Here is a 14702-nt window from a genome sequence, read left to right on the forward strand (position 1 = left end):
TTCCATGTGGCAATTCTGGGTCGACCGTGGGGGCACCTTCACCGACATCGTTGCACGCACTCCTGAGGGCGACGTCAGGACGCACAAGCTTCTCTCAGAAAACCCCGAGGCCTATGAGGACGCTGCCGTCCATGGCATCCGCAGCCTGCTGGGCCTAGGCCCTAGCGACCCCATTCCTGCGGGGCTGATCGGGGCGGTCAAAATGGGCACAACCGTGGCGACCAACGCGCTACTCGAGCGCAAGGGGGAAGCGGTCGTCCTGGTCACCAACAGCGGCTTAGGTGACATCCTGCGGATCGGCTATCAGAACCGGCCGCGCCTGTTCGATCTGCACATCGTGCTGCCAGAACTGCTACATACCGAAGTCATCGAGGTGACAGAACGTCTGGCCGCAAGCGGCGAAGTGGTCCGCCCACTGGACGAAACTGTTGTCCGCGCAGCACTGCAATCCGCACACGACTCTGGAACCCGTGCCGTCGCCGTGGCCCTCATGCACAGCTACCGCTTTCCGGCGCACGAACAGCAGATCGGTAAAATTGCACAAGAAATCGGTTTCACCCAAGTATCGCTGTCCCATGCCGCCAGCCCGCTGATCAAACTGGTGGGCAGGGGCGACACTGCGGTGGTCGATGCCTACTTATCCCCCATCCTTCGGCGTTACGTCAATCAGGTGCGCGATGCGCTCAAGACGGTGGATGGCAAGTCCGCACCTTTGATGTTCATGCAGTCCAACGGCGGGTTGACCGATGCAAATCTGTTTCAGGGTAAGGATGCAATCCTTTCTGGCCCCGCTGGTGGCGTCGTAGGCATGGTGCAGACCGCCGCCGCTCATCAGATCGACAAGCTGATCGGGTTCGACATGGGGGGCACCTCGACCGATGTGTGCCACTACGCGGGGTCCTTTGAACGCAGCTTTGAAACCGAAGTCGCGGGCGTACGGATGCGCGCGCCGATGATGTCGATCCATACAGTCGCCGCAGGTGGCGGTTCGATCCTGTCGTTTTCCCAAGGCCGTCTGCAGGTTGGGCCCGATAGTGCGGGCGCCAACCCTGGTCCCGCAAGCTATCGGCGGGGCGGGCCGCTGACCGTGACTGATTGCAACGTCCTACTTGGCAAGGTCCAGCCAGACCGGTTTCCCCATGTCTTTGGTCCAGGCAGCGACCAACCCCTTGACGTCGAGGCCGCCCGTACGAAGTTCGCCACCATGGCGCAGCAGATCGCCGACGAAACAGGCGAACCACCCCGCCCGGTCGAGGATCTGGCCACAGGCTTCCTGCGCATTGCGGTCGAAAATATGGCCAACGCGATTAAGAAAATCAGCGTGCAGCGGGGCTATGACGTGACCAAATATACCATGAACTGCTTTGGTGGTGCTGGCGGGCAACACGCCTGCCTTGTCGCCGATGTGCTGGGAATGGAAAAGATCTTTATCCACCCCTTTGCCGGTGTTCTGTCCGCCTTTGGGATGGGTCTGGCTGACGTGCGCGCGATCCGAGAACACCAGTTCAGCGGACCGCTATCGGACCACAATCTGGCAGAAGCAGCACTGGACAAGCTGTCCCAAGAGGGCATCGCCGAGGTTGCCGATCAAGGCATTGCTTCAGACAACATCACCGTCGAGCGCCAAGCCCATCTGCGAACGGAAGGCGCGCATCAAACATTGGCCGTGCCGTTCGGATCTGCCGACCAAATGGCCCGCGATTTCGAAGCGACCCACCGGGCGCAATTCGGTTTTGTGCCCGACTACAAGGATCTGATCATCGATTTGCTGACCGCAGAGGCGATCGGCACAACCGGCGAGCAGGTCAGCATGGCGGCCCCCGACCTGCCGGATGCCACGCCCGGGGACATGGCCCGAATGTTTAGCGAAGGCGCCTGGGGCGATGTGCCCGTGCACGACCGCACCAAGCTGCGCCTTGGCGACAAAGTCGACGGCCCGGCCATCCTGACTGAACCCACTGGCACCAACATTGTCGAGCCGGGCTGGCGTGCCGAGTGCATTGCGGGTGGAGATCTGATGCTGACCCGCGTCACAAAGCTCGACCGCGCCGAAGCAGTCGGCACTCAGGTTGATCCCGTCTTGCTGGAGGTGTTCAACAACAAGTTCATGTCGATTGCCGACCAGATGGGGGCCACCCTAGCCAACACCGCCTATTCGGTCAACATCAAGGAACGGTACGATTTTTCCTGCGCGATCTTCGATGTGAATGGCGATCTGGTGGCCAACGCCCCCCATGTCCCGGTCCACCTCGGATCGATGTCGGAATCCGTGCGCGTCGTGCTGGCGCAAAACAAGGGTACCATTGCCCCCGGTGATGTGTTCATGATGAACAACCCCTACAACGGTGGCACCCACCTGCCGGATGTGACAGTGATCACGCCCGTCTTTGACGAGGTCGGGCAGAAAATCCTCTACACCGTCGCATCCCGCGGCCACCATGCAGATATCGGTGGTAAGACCCCGGGTTCGGCCCCGCCCGACAGCCGCCACATCGATGAAGAAGGCGTGCTGATCGAGAATTTCCGGCTGGTCAAGGCGGGCACATTGCAAGGTGCATTGACGCGGGAGCTGCTGGCCTCGGGCAAATACCCCTGTCGCAACATCGACCAGAACATGGCCGACCTGTCCGCCCAGATCGCCGCAAATGCCACCGGCCAGACCGAATTGATAAAGCTTACGGGGCAGTTTGGGGCCGAGGTAGTCGCTGCCTACATGCGCCACGTCCAGGACAACGCCGAAGAATCGGTGCGATGTGTGCTAGACGTTTTGAAGGATTGCAGCAACGTCTACACTCTGGACTCCGGCAAACAGATCAAGGTTGCCATCACCGTCGACCATGCGGCGCGATCGGCGATCATTGATTTCTCGGGGACATCCGGACAGGATGAATTCAACTATAACGCTCCATTGGCGATCTGCCGGGCCGTTGTGCTGTATGTCTTCCGCACACTTGTGGGTTCCGACATTCCAATGAACGAAGGCTGCCTGAAACCACTGAAGCTTCGGGTTCCGGAAGGGTCGATGATCAACCCGGCCTATCCCGCCGCCGTGATCTCCGGCAACACCGAGGTGTCTCAGGCCATTGCCGACACGTTGTATGGTGCGCTTGGGGTAATTGCTGGAAGTCAGGGAACGATGAACAACTTTGTTTACGGCAACGAAGTCTATCAGAATTATGAAACGATCTGTGGCGGAACAGGTGCAGGCGATAGTTTTGCCGGCACCTGCGCCGTGCATAGCCACATGACCAACACGCGCATGACCGATCCCGAGGTGTTGGAAACCCGGTTCCCCGTGCGCCTTGATGAATTTTCAATCCGTCATGGATCGGGCGGTGCGGGAAAGTGGGCAGGCGGGGCCGGTATCGTCCGGCGCCTGCGGTTTCTGGAACCCGCATCAGTCACGGTTCTTTCATCACACCGAAAGAGGGGCGCTGCGGGGGCTGCAGGTGGCGCCGATGGGCAGCCCGGCTTGAACAGCGTGGAACGTGCCACTGGCCAGATCGAGGCCTTGCAAGGCAACGACCAAACCCAGATGGCTGCGGATGACGTGTTCGTAATGGAAACACCCGGTGGTGGGGGATTCGGCAAATGAAAGGATGCATGTGAAATCAGGATATCTTTTCCCGTCATCCGTGACGGTCAAACTTCTGTACATGTGGCGCGAACTGACAGTCAGCAAAGGTGCTGACTGCGGTCGTACGTTGCGCCATGTTTGAGCTACTACCGTCCAGAATGCCACACGGGCGACTGTCGGTTGTCAGCAGGGGTTTGCAGGTGCGAATTTGCAAATCGAAGTCACGCAACTCGATCAACAGGTGCAAAGAGTAGCTTAATTTACGCCAGATCCTGTCCAACAATTGGGGAGTATGTATGAACTGCCTTCCCCTGCAAGTGATTTGTCGATGCGCCGCTGACCCTGCTTCTATGTATTCGGTTTTTCTTAGGGCGGTTCGATTTGCCCCTGACCAAGATGGGAAGTCGTGCGTCCTGTGTCTCGTTAGCTCATCGGCACTCTGGGGCCATACTCGCCGTCAGACTGACAAGACGCCAATCGGTCGTTGGTCCATCTCCTCCTCGCTCGCAGATTTCTTTGCCCTCAGTTGTGCTTCCGCCCGACTACAGGCCGCTCAGTGCATTGGGCCGATACCGCTCACCCTTCGTCAACACAGCCCAGGCGATACGCGCCATCTTGTTGGCCATGGCAACCGCCGCGACATTCACATGCGCTCGCTCCTTCAAGCCGCCTGCCCAGGCCGTTATTGGCGACGCCCTGTCGCGCAGGAGATGCAGCACCGTTCGGGCTCCGTGAATGAACAGTTTGCGCAAGTATCGATTGCCATGCTTCGAGATGCCGATAAGCTTGGCCTTGCCACCCGTCGTGATATGCCGCGGCACGAGACCGAGCCATGCGGCGAGATCACGCCCTTTGCCAAAACTGCTTCCAGTGCCGACAGCGGCCACGAGCGCAGTCGCAATTGTCGGGCCGACGCCAGGGATCTCCATCAACGGCTGCATAGCTGCTGCATAGCTGCATCCGCCTTGGCCAGAGCCTTGATCTCGGCATCAATGGCCGCGATCCGGTTATTGATCACGTCCAGCTCTGACGCCATATCAGACAGAAGCATGAGCATTCGGCGTCAAAGATCGTCACTGCCCTCCGCGGTCAATCTGGTCAGTTCCATTTGGAAGACGTGTCGTCCCACTCCAACCCGGATACCGCGTTCCATCAGGAAGCCGCGGCCTTGATTGATCGGCCGCGTCCTGTCCGACACCAAACGCTCCCGCGCACGGTGCAGAGCTTGAAGATCAAGCTGCTCCTCCGATTTGATACCAACGAATGACATCGTCGGGCGCGTCGCCGCTTCGGCAATGGCCTCCGCGTCACGATCATCGTTCTTGTGAACCTTCACATAGGGACGGACGTAGAGCGGCGACATCAGTCGGGGCTCATGCCCCTTCTGAAGACAAAAGCGCCCAATGTGATGTGCGCCGCCACAGGCTTCCATCGCAACAACACAGGGTGCAAGTCGATCCAGAAAATCCAGCAGTCGATGCCGCTGGAGGCGCTTGCGAAACACCACCGCTCCTGCTGCGTCCAGCCCGGCAAGACTACAAACGGTCTTGCCCAAATCAATGCCCAATACTTCGATATCCATCAGAATGATCCTCTCTCTCCACCTACGCTCGCCACAGTAGCAGCGGTTTGGTGGGAAGGTAGTTCATCCCATTAGCTCACTGACAGCGCTTGGTGTCGAATGGTCCTTCACGCAAACGCACATGGAAAAAGGGAACCGTGGACCCACGGCTCCCCTTTCGGTTCAGGTCTTTTGTCCTCATGCCAAGGTCACGCGACCAGCGACAGCCCAGCACCCACGTCCTGCGGCTGCTCACCGCTGTCGATGAACGGGATGATCGAGAAGGTCTGCCCGCCGCGCTGTTCTTCGTTCTGCACGGCGTTGACGCGCAGGTCACCATCGGGCGTGTTGATCAGCAGCGACAGGTAGTCATTGCCCGTGCGGCTGCTCTTGGCCATCCAGGCCGAGCCGACCCGGATCGGCGTGCCCCGGGGCGAGCTGACCTCGATGCGATAATCGGGGTGGGTCTCCTCGGATTTGTAGCTGTTCTCGATCAGCATGAACTCCAGATCGAACATCATGTTGGCGATGTAGCCGGTGAAGGCGTTGTCCGCGTCCATTGCGGTGAGCTCACCCGAGATCGACCCGGATTTCATCAGGCCGTTTGAGACCAGCGGGATGATCTCGAATTCGCCGCTCTGGACCGCGCGCGCCTCTTTGGTCTGCACCGCGTTGACCCGGAAGGGGCCGAGGCCGACATCGATCTGCATCGAGATGTAGGGGTTGCCGCTGGTGTTGCCGGTCTCATTCCAGGCCGTGCCGATGCGCACCTTGCGGCCCGACTTGTTGATCGCCGTCACGTCGTAATCGGGGCTGCGCGCGGACATCTTCGGGCGGGTTTCGAGCTGGATGGCGATGTCAAAGCGCGTGGAGTGGATCATGCCGGTGTACTGAGCGGCTGCGGTCTCGACATTGCGGGTGAGGGTTCCTGCGAACATAGGATGGTTCCTTTTCGGTTGGCCGGTGCCTGACGTCCTTGCCAGCACATCCGGGATTGCTTTCTCGACCCCTCGTGGGATCACAAATCAGAAAGCCTGCTTGTATCTTTAATGGTGCGACGGTTCCCCAAGCGGAACGTCGTAATCTGGGAACGGCATTGCTAACCATCCCGGGGGAAGTCGGACCGAAAGCCTGCGGGTAATAACGTACCGAAGGAAAGAATGGTCGGCTTCCAAAGATGGAATTGTTCTGAACAGATGGAGGGGAGTCACCGATGTCCCGGATACAAGAAAAGAAGACCATCACAACGGCGACGTCCCCATTCATCGTCATTGGGGTCGACGTTAGCAAAGATCACCTGGATGCGTATGTTTCCCCAGCTGGCAATCATCACAGCTTCAAGAATGACGCTGGAGGCGTAGCTGAACTGGTCAAAGTCTGCCGAGATCACGACGCAGATCTTGTGATCCTTGAGGCGACAGGACGCTATCACAGATTGGCGCATGAAACGCTTCATAAAGCTGGCGTTAAGACTGCTGTCGCGAACCCAGCTCGGAGCAGGAACTTCGCGAGATCGGTCGGCCGCCTGGCCAAGACCGACAGGATCGATGCGCAAATCCTGGCTGAATATGGTGACAGAGTTCGACCTCCGGCGAGCACGCGCCTTCCAAGCTGCAAGCAAAAATTGCAGAGATTACAGTCGCTCGCAGGCAAATCGTCGATGAAATGAAGATCCTGAAACAACAAGAAACACAGACACTGGACGAACTGGTGACCGCGCAGATCGAGGCGCGCATTTCTTTGTGCCAGCGTCATTGCAAAGATCTCGAAAAGCTATTGGCCGAATTGATTGAGGAAGACGATGGCATCAAACGAAAGCACGAAATTCTTACATCGATCCCGGGCATTGACCTGACCACAGCAGCAACTCTGATCTCCGAGCTGAACGAACTGGGCGGCGCCAATGCCAAGCAGTTGCATCTCTCTCCGGTGTCGCGCCCATGAACCGTGATTCAGGCAGCTTCCGCGGAAAACGCAGGATAGGCGGCGGACGCAAACCAGTGAGGGACGTCATGTATATGGCTGCAGTCGTCGCGATCCGCTGGAACAAGGACATGGCCGCGTTCTATCAGCGTCTCAAGAAAGCCGGCAAACCTTTCAAAGTTGCAATCACCGCTGTGATGAGAAAGCTCCTCATACTCGCGAACACGCTTCTCAGCGAAAATCGGCTTTGGTCAGAAACGCAGCCTTGAATTTCAAGACAGATGCTTTCCTTTCAGCCCCGCCCACGGGTCAGAGCTGCCGTCCGAGTGGGAATGTCCCCGCGCCTCCGGGTGCTACGTCCCTGCCCTGCCCGTCTGGTCTTGATTGGCTGCCCGGATTTTCCGCGCCGTCCTTCGATCGCGCGATGAAAAACTCCGCCTCTTTGCCGTTCAACCGTTGCCCTTCCCGGTCGGTCAGGCCGATGCAGCTGCCGTTCGGCACATAGGTGATGAGGTACTGATCGAGCCGGTCCTTGTGGACAACGTAACTGGTATTGGCCCAATGCACGGTCTGGCCGGCATCGACAGCGGCTTTGATTTCATCGAGTGTCATGCGATCCTCCTCGCTATTCTGCTGCCACTGGAGCCACGTCTTCTGTAGCGTCTGATGACTGACCCGCAATCCGGGCCAGAATGCCCGCTGTGTCGATCCCGTCCCCATGCGGCAGGAACACCCGAAGCTGGAAGGCGATGATCTCGGTGAAGCAGCCCAGAGCCTTCAGGCCGTCGATCATTCCCCTATCCGCACCGCCAAGCTCAAGGCGCATCTCGCCTGCGACACGGCGACGGGTCAGGGTCATCCCTCGGCCCAGATCGACAGGCGCGGTGGTGCCGAGGGCGGCGGTCAACATCTCCTCTGGCGTTTGCGGATTGGAGACGAGGAAGCGCGCGCGCAGCGCGGCCGCCCCGTTCTCGCTCAGCGTGCGCCCGATCATGGCGGTCGCACCGTCGGGTGTAACCCTGTAGATTCGCTCATTGGTGGTCGGAATGTCCTTCCAGATTGGCAACAGCAGCCCGGTCAGCAGGTAGAGCTTGGTCGTGGTGGTTTTGGGAAGGGCGGCAGCCTCGGCATCCCAAAGCCGTGCAAACTCGGGTTGCCCGATCTCTTCCCAGGCGGAGGACTCGAACCGCGTCTCTTCGAGATAGCTCGACCCGTTTGGTCGCACCGCTTTGCGCATCAGCGCGACAATGTCCTCGTCATACATCTGCATAGGGCGCGCCGAGATGAGCGCCGCGCGACCGGAGGCGCGATTGACCATCGGCAGCTTGTCGGGATTGCGCGACATGGCCTCTTTGGCGTCCAGAACATGGACCGGGTCCGTCACCTCGAGCCCGATGATCCGCGTCACCGCGCCGGATTTCGGGCAGGTCCAGAGATCCTCGGTGGAGACCTGCTCGATCTTCTCGCCGCGCAGGGTTTCGACGCCGAGATCGAGCGTGCCCGCCGCCCGCGCCCGTTCGGTCTGATCGGCGATCCGGTTCATGAATTCGGCAAAGAGCGCGTTCTGCATGTGGATGGGCAGCGCAAGCACCCGGTTGAGAAACCGCTGGATCGGGGGAAGCTCTTCAAGCAGCACCCCGTCCTTGTCGATCAGCCGCAGGGCCGTCCAGTCGGTGAAGCACTCATAGCTCATCGCCTCGGCCCGTCCGGCAGCAAGATCGGCGTAATACCCGCGCAGCGCCGCCCGCGCGATCGGGCTTTCGAGATTGTCCTCCTCGCGGAACATGCCTTGCGAGCCGGTTTCCCGCTGGCCCTTCGTCAAGGCCCCGAGCTGGTCGAGACGCTTAGCAATCGTCGAGGTGAAGCGTTTCTCGCCATGCACATCCGAGGTGCAGACCCGAAAGAAGGGCGCGCTGACCTGCGCCGAGCGATGCGTGCGGCCGAGCCCCTGGATGGCCGCATCGGCACGCCAGCCGGGCTCCAGCAGGTAGTGCCGCCGCCGCTTCTGGTTCTTCGCCGTTTGCGCCGCGTGATAGGAGCGGCCCGTGCCGCCCGCATCCGAGAAGATCAGGACATCCTTCTCGCCGTCCATGTAGGCCTGGGTCTCGGAGGAATTGCTGCTGGCGGCGCGCTTTTCGATGAAGAGGTGGCCGTCCTCTGCCTTCAAAGGACGGACGGCGCGCCCCGTGACCTCGGCAACAGCCTCGTCTCCCAACGCCCAGAGGATCTGATCCAGCGCCGAAGGGATTGGCGCCAGCGTCATCAACTCCATCATGGCCGCGTCACGCAAAGCGAGCGCCTCACGCGAGACAACCAGCGCGCCAGTCTCATCGCGGAGCGGCTCGGCCACCATATTGCCGTCGATCTCGACCAGCTTTTGCGCATGGATCGGGAAGGCCTGTTCGAGGTAGCCCAAGACGTAGTCGCGCGGCGTCAAGGCACCCTCGACGAGTTCATCCTCCGGATCCATCGTCTCGAGCCGGCGTTTCAGCAGGCTTTCACCCGTCGAGACCACCTGGATGACGCAAGCCTTGCCCGCCGCCAGATCTTCCTCGATGGCGCGGATGATGCTCGGGGCTTTCATGCCCATCAGGAGGTGGTTGAAGAAACGCTGCTTGGTGCTTTCAAACCGGGACTTGGCCGAGGCGCGTGCGGCCGACGCATTGGTCTCGCCCGAGGCGTCATTGACGCCGGTGGCTGTCAGCGCCGCTTCGAAATTGTGGTGGATCGTGCGGAAGGCGCCCGCATAGGCGTCGTAGATCTCGATCTGGGCCGGGGTCAGCGCGTGTTCGAGAACGTCATACTCCACGCCATCGAAGCTGAGCGCGCGGGCCGTGTAGAGGCCAAGCGTCTTGAGATCGCGCGCGACCACCTCCATGGCGGCCACGCCGCCGGCTTCCATGGCCGAGACGAAACTCTCGCGGCTTGGGAAGGGGTATTCCGGCCCCTGCCCCCAGAGACCGAGACGCGCTGCATAGGCGAGGTTGTGGACGCTGGTGGCGCCCGTTGCCGAGATGTAGAAGACGCGGGCGCGCGGTGCCGCGAGTTGCAGCCGCAGGCCTGCAAGACCCTGCTGCGAGGGTTTGACCCCCCTGCCCTGCTCGGACCCTGCCGCGTTCTGCATGGCATGGGCCTCGTCAAAGGCCAGCACGCCCTCGAAGCCCTCGCCCATCCACTCAAAGATCTGGCTCAGCCGCGTGGTGCCGCATTTGCCCGCCGAGCGCAGCGTGGCGTAGGTCACAAAAAGGATACCGTCACCCATCTGGATCGGTTGGTCCGGTTTCCATTTCGAGAGCGGCTGGATGTCGGCGGGCGAGCCGCCGAGATCGGTCCAGTCGCGGATCGCGTCCTCGATGAGCGTGGCGGATTTGGAGACCCAGATCGCCTTCCTGCGCCCGGCAAGCCAGTTCACGAGGATGAGCCCTGCGCATTCGCGGCCCTTGCCACAACCGGTGCCGTCGCCGAGGAAATACCCAAGGCGATAGGCGCGTGCCTCCGGGTCATCATCGGAGCGCGTCAGCTTGGTCTGGTCATCATCGATCGTAAACCGCCCCGGCAGGTCACGTCCATGGGCATCATGCGCCATGATGATGGTCTCGAGCTGTGCCTCGGAGAGATGTCCCTCCTCGATCAATCGTGCGGGCAGGCGCAAGCCATCACTGCACGCGCCTGAGGGCACCGGCGGCGCGACAGAGGCCATGGCGATGCTCTCGACCAGCGGCGTGGGATGTTCTTGCGCACCTGCGATTTCGATCCGCTGCGGGCGGTAGCGCGCATAGATGTCCCAGACAGGCGTGTTGTCGCGCGGGACATCGAAGCTCGTGAAGGTGAGCGGGCGGACGGCATTCGCCTGGGGTTTGGTGACGGCGACGGGTGAAGCGGCGGTCTTGCGCGGGGCCGATGATGGACCGACCGGCCGCACGTGAAGGATCTGCGCCGCCCGTTGTGCGGGGCGCGCCTCGGGCCGGGTTGCGGCCACGGCGTCGACAAAAGGAAGGGCTTCCTCCAGATTCTGGACTGTGGCGCGGATGAGCTCGCCGTCCTCTTGGACCTTGTCGAAGACCATGAGCTGGGTCTCCACCGAGGTGCCGAGCTTGCGGTAAACCTGTCCGGGCATCGTCAGCGCTAGGCGCGGCGTGAGCAGGCCGCAGGCGCGCGACCAATGCGCGGCATCACGCTCCGGGCTGAACCCCGCCGGCATGATCGCCACCAGCCGGCCACCAGTTGCCAGGCGTTTGGCAGCCGCAATGAGGTGTTTCGCGGCGATGTGTTTATCCCGGAAACGATCGACCGAGGAGGCAAAGGGCGGGTTCATCACCACGACGTCGGGCAGAACCGGCGTCCGCAGCAGATCGTCGATATGTTCGCCGTCGTGACCCGTCACATCGCCGCCAAAGACGGCCCGCAGGAGGCGCTGACGAAATGGATCGATCTCATTGAGCAAAAGCGTGGCACCAGCCCGGGCGGCGAAACCAGCCAGGGCACCCGTGCCGGCGGAGGGCTCGAGCACTGTCTCGCCCTTGCGGATCGCCGCGGCCCGCTCCGCCAGGGCGGCAAACGGCAGCGGCGTGGAAAACTGCTGCAGCCGGATCTGCTGCTCCGACCGGCGCGTCTCTGTCAGGAGCCGTGAGGCGAGCAGCTTTGCAGCGGCGATGTCGCCTGCCGCGCCGTCTCGACCCAGCAGCATCTGAACAGCCGCAGCCTGCATCAGGTCATAGGCCATGCGCCAGTCCCAGGCACCGCCAGCATCGCTGCCATGAAACGTCTCGCGCATGATGCGCGCGAGCGCTGAGCTACGCAGGGGTTGGTGGTCGATCTCCGCGCCGATTTGCGCGAGGGCAGAGGCGAGATCAGCGTCGGAGATTGAGAGAGCCGTGTTTGCCGGATTGGGCCTGGACATGGAGGGTTTCCTTTGGATCAGGGTCTGAGTTCCAAAGGACAAAAAGCCCACTTTTGCTTTTCAGGGTGACGCGATCAGACCGCGCTGACCTCCAAGGCTTGGTCAGGACTTGGGTTCGACCTGCCGCTTCGCATCAATCAATGCCTGTGCGGCCTGCATCACCTGAACCTGAGATGTTCCCGAGCGTGCATCCTCCAGCGCGGCCTGCACCTGCGCGCAAAACCACGCGTCATAAGAATTCGCTTCAGCGGCCACGGAAATGCTCCTCGAGCCCGATATCCAGCAGCTTGCCGAGGTCATCGGGCATGTCTGCAACGCGCACAGCAATTGGGAAACGGTGCCCCGTCAGGTCAGGCGCGCATTGCTCCTCTAGCCCGAGGTGCTGCCTATCCTTTTCCGTCTCATTCATTGTGCTTTCTCCGACCGTATTATCAGCCGATGCTACATTTTCCAGCGTGGCGTCGTAAACGATAGTGCCATAGGGTCACAGCAAGCCTTCTACTGGCCACTTACCGATCGGGCACCGCTTCAAGGGATTTCTCGAACCGCTTGTCCGCCGCTGCAGCTTCTTTCAAGAGCGCGTCGAAATTGTCAGGTGGATTGCCATCTTCCAGCATCGCTTTGAACGTCGCATATGCATCCGTCTTGCTGCCGTAGGCGCGCAGGGTCTTGTCGTCATTCACCCATGCCACCACGATGACCTTCGCATCGCTGTTGAAGCGGTAGAATAACCGATACTGCTGGAAGAATTTCGCCCGGAACCAGTGCTTGCGGTGATCGCCGAGTGTGCCGCCTTGCCGGAAGGCTGCGGTACCCGGGTCCGCCGGTATGGCCTCTGTGACCAGCTTGAAGATGGCGGCCAGCCGTTTCGTGGAATTTTTCTTGCGCCAGGTCTTGGGATCGCGTGCCTTATGCGCCTCGACCTCCAGGGTCAGCCCTTCGAGCTGGTCCAGAAAGAGCGGATGCGCATAAATCGACCATCCGTTTACGACGAGTGACGCTTGGTCGGGCACGCTATCGCCGCTCATTCATCCTCGAGCGACAGCGGCGCATCGAGATCGACGTCAACGTTTCCGACCAGTGCTGCAAGACGGTCATGCAACGCCCCATCGAACGCTCGAACACGTTCCGGATGCGCCTTGATATCGGCCTCGACAAAATCGAGAAAGGCGCCGAGCGCGGGATCTTCTTCTTCGGTGCGCACGGGCTCGATATAGACCCTGCCACTCGGCTCGGTGCAGTAGCGAATCTGGTCGCCCTTGCCCAGCTTGAGCTGCTTGCGCACACCCGCTGGCACGGTCGTCTGATACCGATCGGTGAGCTTCGAGACATCTTGGGCGAGCGCTGTCATGGCAGTCTCCTGAAAGAATGGGGTCTTTGCTTCATGTGATAGGTAATGCACTTGCATTGCCCTGTCAAGATAAGCCGCAGGATCTGCTGTCGCCGGGCAGGTCGATGAACCGTTCGACGCAGAACCTAATTTCGCCCCGCGAGATACTCCGCCAGCACGGGACTGGCCGCACCCTTCGCGGAGCTGAGCAGTTCCGAGCCCGCAAGTGAGGCCCTTGATAGCCGTACGAGCCCGCCGGTTTCCTCGATGCGGTAGCAGCGGCGTTTTTGCCGCCCCCGCCTGTAGTGCGTCGCGGTGACGATCTGGCAGGTGCTGCCATCGGTGAGCGTCACAGGGGTGGCGAGCCTGATCTTGTCACCCTCCTCGTAGTCCGGGATCGCAGCCCAATCCCGGCAGCGCTGACGCCAGTCCTGGGCGTAGCTGTCCGGGTCTTTCAGGTCGGAGAGGAGCTCGATCAACCCAAGGGGAGCACGAGACTCGTTCGGGCCAGCGCTTTCCTCCATGTCCTTGAAGCCCCAGCAGCCGTCATCATATCGGGTGAGGAAGACAGCCCCGAAAGTGATGGAGCCATCCGCATCGGTCACATAGGTCGCGTCTTCGACAGCGGTGCCGTCGAGATTGGTGACCCTTGCCGCCGCATACCAGGTGGAGCCGACCTTGCAGGCCTTGACCAGTTCGGTTTTGCGCGTGTCGCCATGACAGGTGCAGAGCCGGGCGATCTCCGCTTTCTCATCCGCGTAGGTCTGGACGCGGCGATCGGTATAGAAGAGCCATCCCATCACGCCGCCCTCCGATCATCAATCTCCATCAGGGCATCGAGCGGCACGCGGTAGGGCTGCATGGCGTCGAAATCCTCGCAATTGCCGCAGTTCTGCACGATCGCAAAGATATCGCAGGCATCCTTGAGGATGACCCGGAAGGTGCCGCCAAGGCCCGAGGGCACCTCGTAGGTCCCGCCGATGAGATAGTCCGAGGCCCGACGCAGGAAGACGCGGATGCTGTGGCCATCGGTGGCGAGCCGGATCGTCCCCTGCCCCCGATCGATCAGCACCTGCACATCGTCGAGGATGTCGGTGTAGAACTGGCCGGTCAGATCGCGAAACGCCATGCGGCGCTGCGCCATCCAGTCTCTGTCGCGAAACGGGTTCATGCCGTCGGCGAAGGCAAAGGAGGGATCGGCCTGCTCGGTGGTGACGATGCGGGTGGTCGTGCCATCGATGCCGTTCGAGCGCAGATGCACGCCATTGCCGACGATGAGGATCAGAGCGGGCCTGTCCACGGGCCCGTTCCAGTTGGGCAGGAAGGTCTTGCAGGCACGCGCATGGGCGATCTGCGCCGCAACGGCGGAGGCAGAAAACTTGAGAATAGCCATGGGGATGTCTTTCTGTTC

At 61.0% G+C, this 14702-nt stretch carries 13 protein-coding genes and 1 pseudogene; 4 read left to right on the plus strand and 10 right to left on the minus strand.

The window, feature by feature from the left end:
* The first annotated feature begins 4 nt into the window (after nt 1-4).
* The gene (locus tag ROS217_RS20195) at nt 5-3595 is read left to right on the plus strand and encodes a hydantoinase B/oxoprolinase family protein (RefSeq protein WP_009819672.1); all 3591 of its coding nucleotides are present in this window, start codon (nt 5-7) and stop codon (nt 3593-3595) included.
* Between the two features lie 524 nt (nt 3596-4119).
* On the opposite strand, the pseudogene ROS217_RS20200 reads toward ROS217_RS20195, so the two are convergent.
* Both ROS217_RS20200 and ROS217_RS20205 read right to left on the minus strand, forming a co-directional pair.
* Nucleotides 4120-5159, minus strand: a pseudogene (locus ROS217_RS20200) (IS110 family transposase).
* Nucleotides 5160-5347: 188 nt separating this feature from the next.
* Nucleotides 5348-6076, minus strand: coding sequence for a DUF736 family protein (locus ROS217_RS20205; RefSeq protein ID WP_009819676.1), 729 nt, complete (start codon nt 6074-6076; stop codon nt 5348-5350).
* Between the two features lie 275 nt (nt 6077-6351).
* Between ROS217_RS20205 and ROS217_RS25045 the strand changes: the two genes are divergently transcribed.
* Genes ROS217_RS25045 through ROS217_RS23685 form a run of 3 tightly spaced genes read left to right on the plus strand, consistent with a single transcriptional unit; the run spans nt 6352 to nt 7330 of the window.
* Nucleotides 6352-6807 (plus strand): IS110 family transposase, encoded by a 456-nt coding sequence (locus ROS217_RS25045; protein ID WP_083781601.1) that lies wholly within the window; start codon nt 6352-6354, stop codon nt 6805-6807.
* Nucleotides 6804-7082: a transposase gene (locus ROS217_RS23680; protein WP_009819678.1), complete on the plus strand. Its 279-nt coding sequence runs from the start codon at nt 6804-6806 to the stop codon at nt 7080-7082. Before ROS217_RS25045 ends, ROS217_RS23680 begins: the two co-directional genes overlap by 4 nt.
* The gene (locus ROS217_RS23685) at nt 7079-7330 is read left to right on the plus strand and encodes a transposase (protein ID WP_009819679.1); all 252 of its coding nucleotides are present in this window, start codon (nt 7079-7081) and stop codon (nt 7328-7330) included. The genes ROS217_RS23680 and ROS217_RS23685 overlap by 4 nt, the downstream gene beginning before the upstream one ends.
* 40 nt (nt 7331-7370) lie before the next feature.
* Here the strand turns inward: ROS217_RS23685 and ROS217_RS20215 are convergent, their stop codons facing one another.
* The 8 genes from ROS217_RS20215 to ROS217_RS20245 all read right to left on the minus strand — a co-directional run bounded on the left by ROS217_RS20215 (nt 7371) and on the right by ROS217_RS20245 (nt 14684).
* Nucleotides 7371-7673 carry a hypothetical protein gene (locus tag ROS217_RS20215; protein ID WP_009819680.1) on the minus strand — a complete coding sequence of 101 codons (303 nt, stop codon included), beginning with the start codon at nt 7671-7673 and terminating at the stop codon, nt 7371-7373.
* 13 nt (nt 7674-7686) lie between these two features.
* Nucleotides 7687-11961: a bifunctional class I SAM-dependent methyltransferase/DEAD/DEAH box helicase gene (locus ROS217_RS20220; RefSeq protein WP_009819681.1), complete on the minus strand. Its 4275-nt coding sequence runs from the start codon at nt 11959-11961 to the stop codon at nt 7687-7689.
* 102 nt (nt 11962-12063) lie between these two features.
* The gene (locus tag ROS217_RS20225) at nt 12064-12216 is read right to left on the minus strand and encodes an antitoxin PaaA2 family protein (RefSeq protein WP_009819682.1); all 153 of its coding nucleotides are present in this window, start codon (nt 12214-12216) and stop codon (nt 12064-12066) included.
* Entirely contained in the window at nt 12206-12370 is a 165-nt protein-coding gene (locus ROS217_RS24465; RefSeq protein WP_009819683.1) for a hypothetical protein, read from the minus strand. Before ROS217_RS24465 ends, ROS217_RS20225 begins: the two co-directional genes overlap by 11 nt.
* 100 nt (nt 12371-12470) lie before the next feature.
* On the minus strand, nt 12471-12989 hold the full coding sequence (locus ROS217_RS20230; protein WP_009819684.1) for a type II toxin-antitoxin system YhaV family toxin: 519 nt from the start codon (nt 12987-12989) through the stop codon (nt 12471-12473).
* Entirely contained in the window at nt 12986-13312 is a 327-nt protein-coding gene (locus tag ROS217_RS20235) for a type II toxin-antitoxin system PrlF family antitoxin (protein ID WP_009819685.1), read from the minus strand. Before ROS217_RS20235 ends, ROS217_RS20230 begins: the two co-directional genes overlap by 4 nt.
* Nucleotides 13313-13437: 125 nt before the next feature.
* Complete coding sequence (locus ROS217_RS20240) at nt 13438-14091, minus strand: DUF6927 domain-containing protein (RefSeq protein WP_009819686.1); 654 nt, start codon at nt 14089-14091, stop codon at nt 13438-13440.
* Nucleotides 14091-14684: a hypothetical protein gene (locus ROS217_RS20245; RefSeq protein ID WP_009819687.1), complete on the minus strand. Its 594-nt coding sequence runs from the start codon at nt 14682-14684 to the stop codon at nt 14091-14093. Before ROS217_RS20245 ends, ROS217_RS20240 begins: the two co-directional genes overlap by 1 nt.
* Between the last annotated feature and the right edge of the window lie 18 nt (nt 14685-14702).

The sequence above is a fragment of the Roseovarius sp. 217 genome (genome assembly GCF_000152845.1).
Lineage (GTDB): Bacteria > Pseudomonadota > Alphaproteobacteria > Rhodobacterales > Rhodobacteraceae > Roseovarius.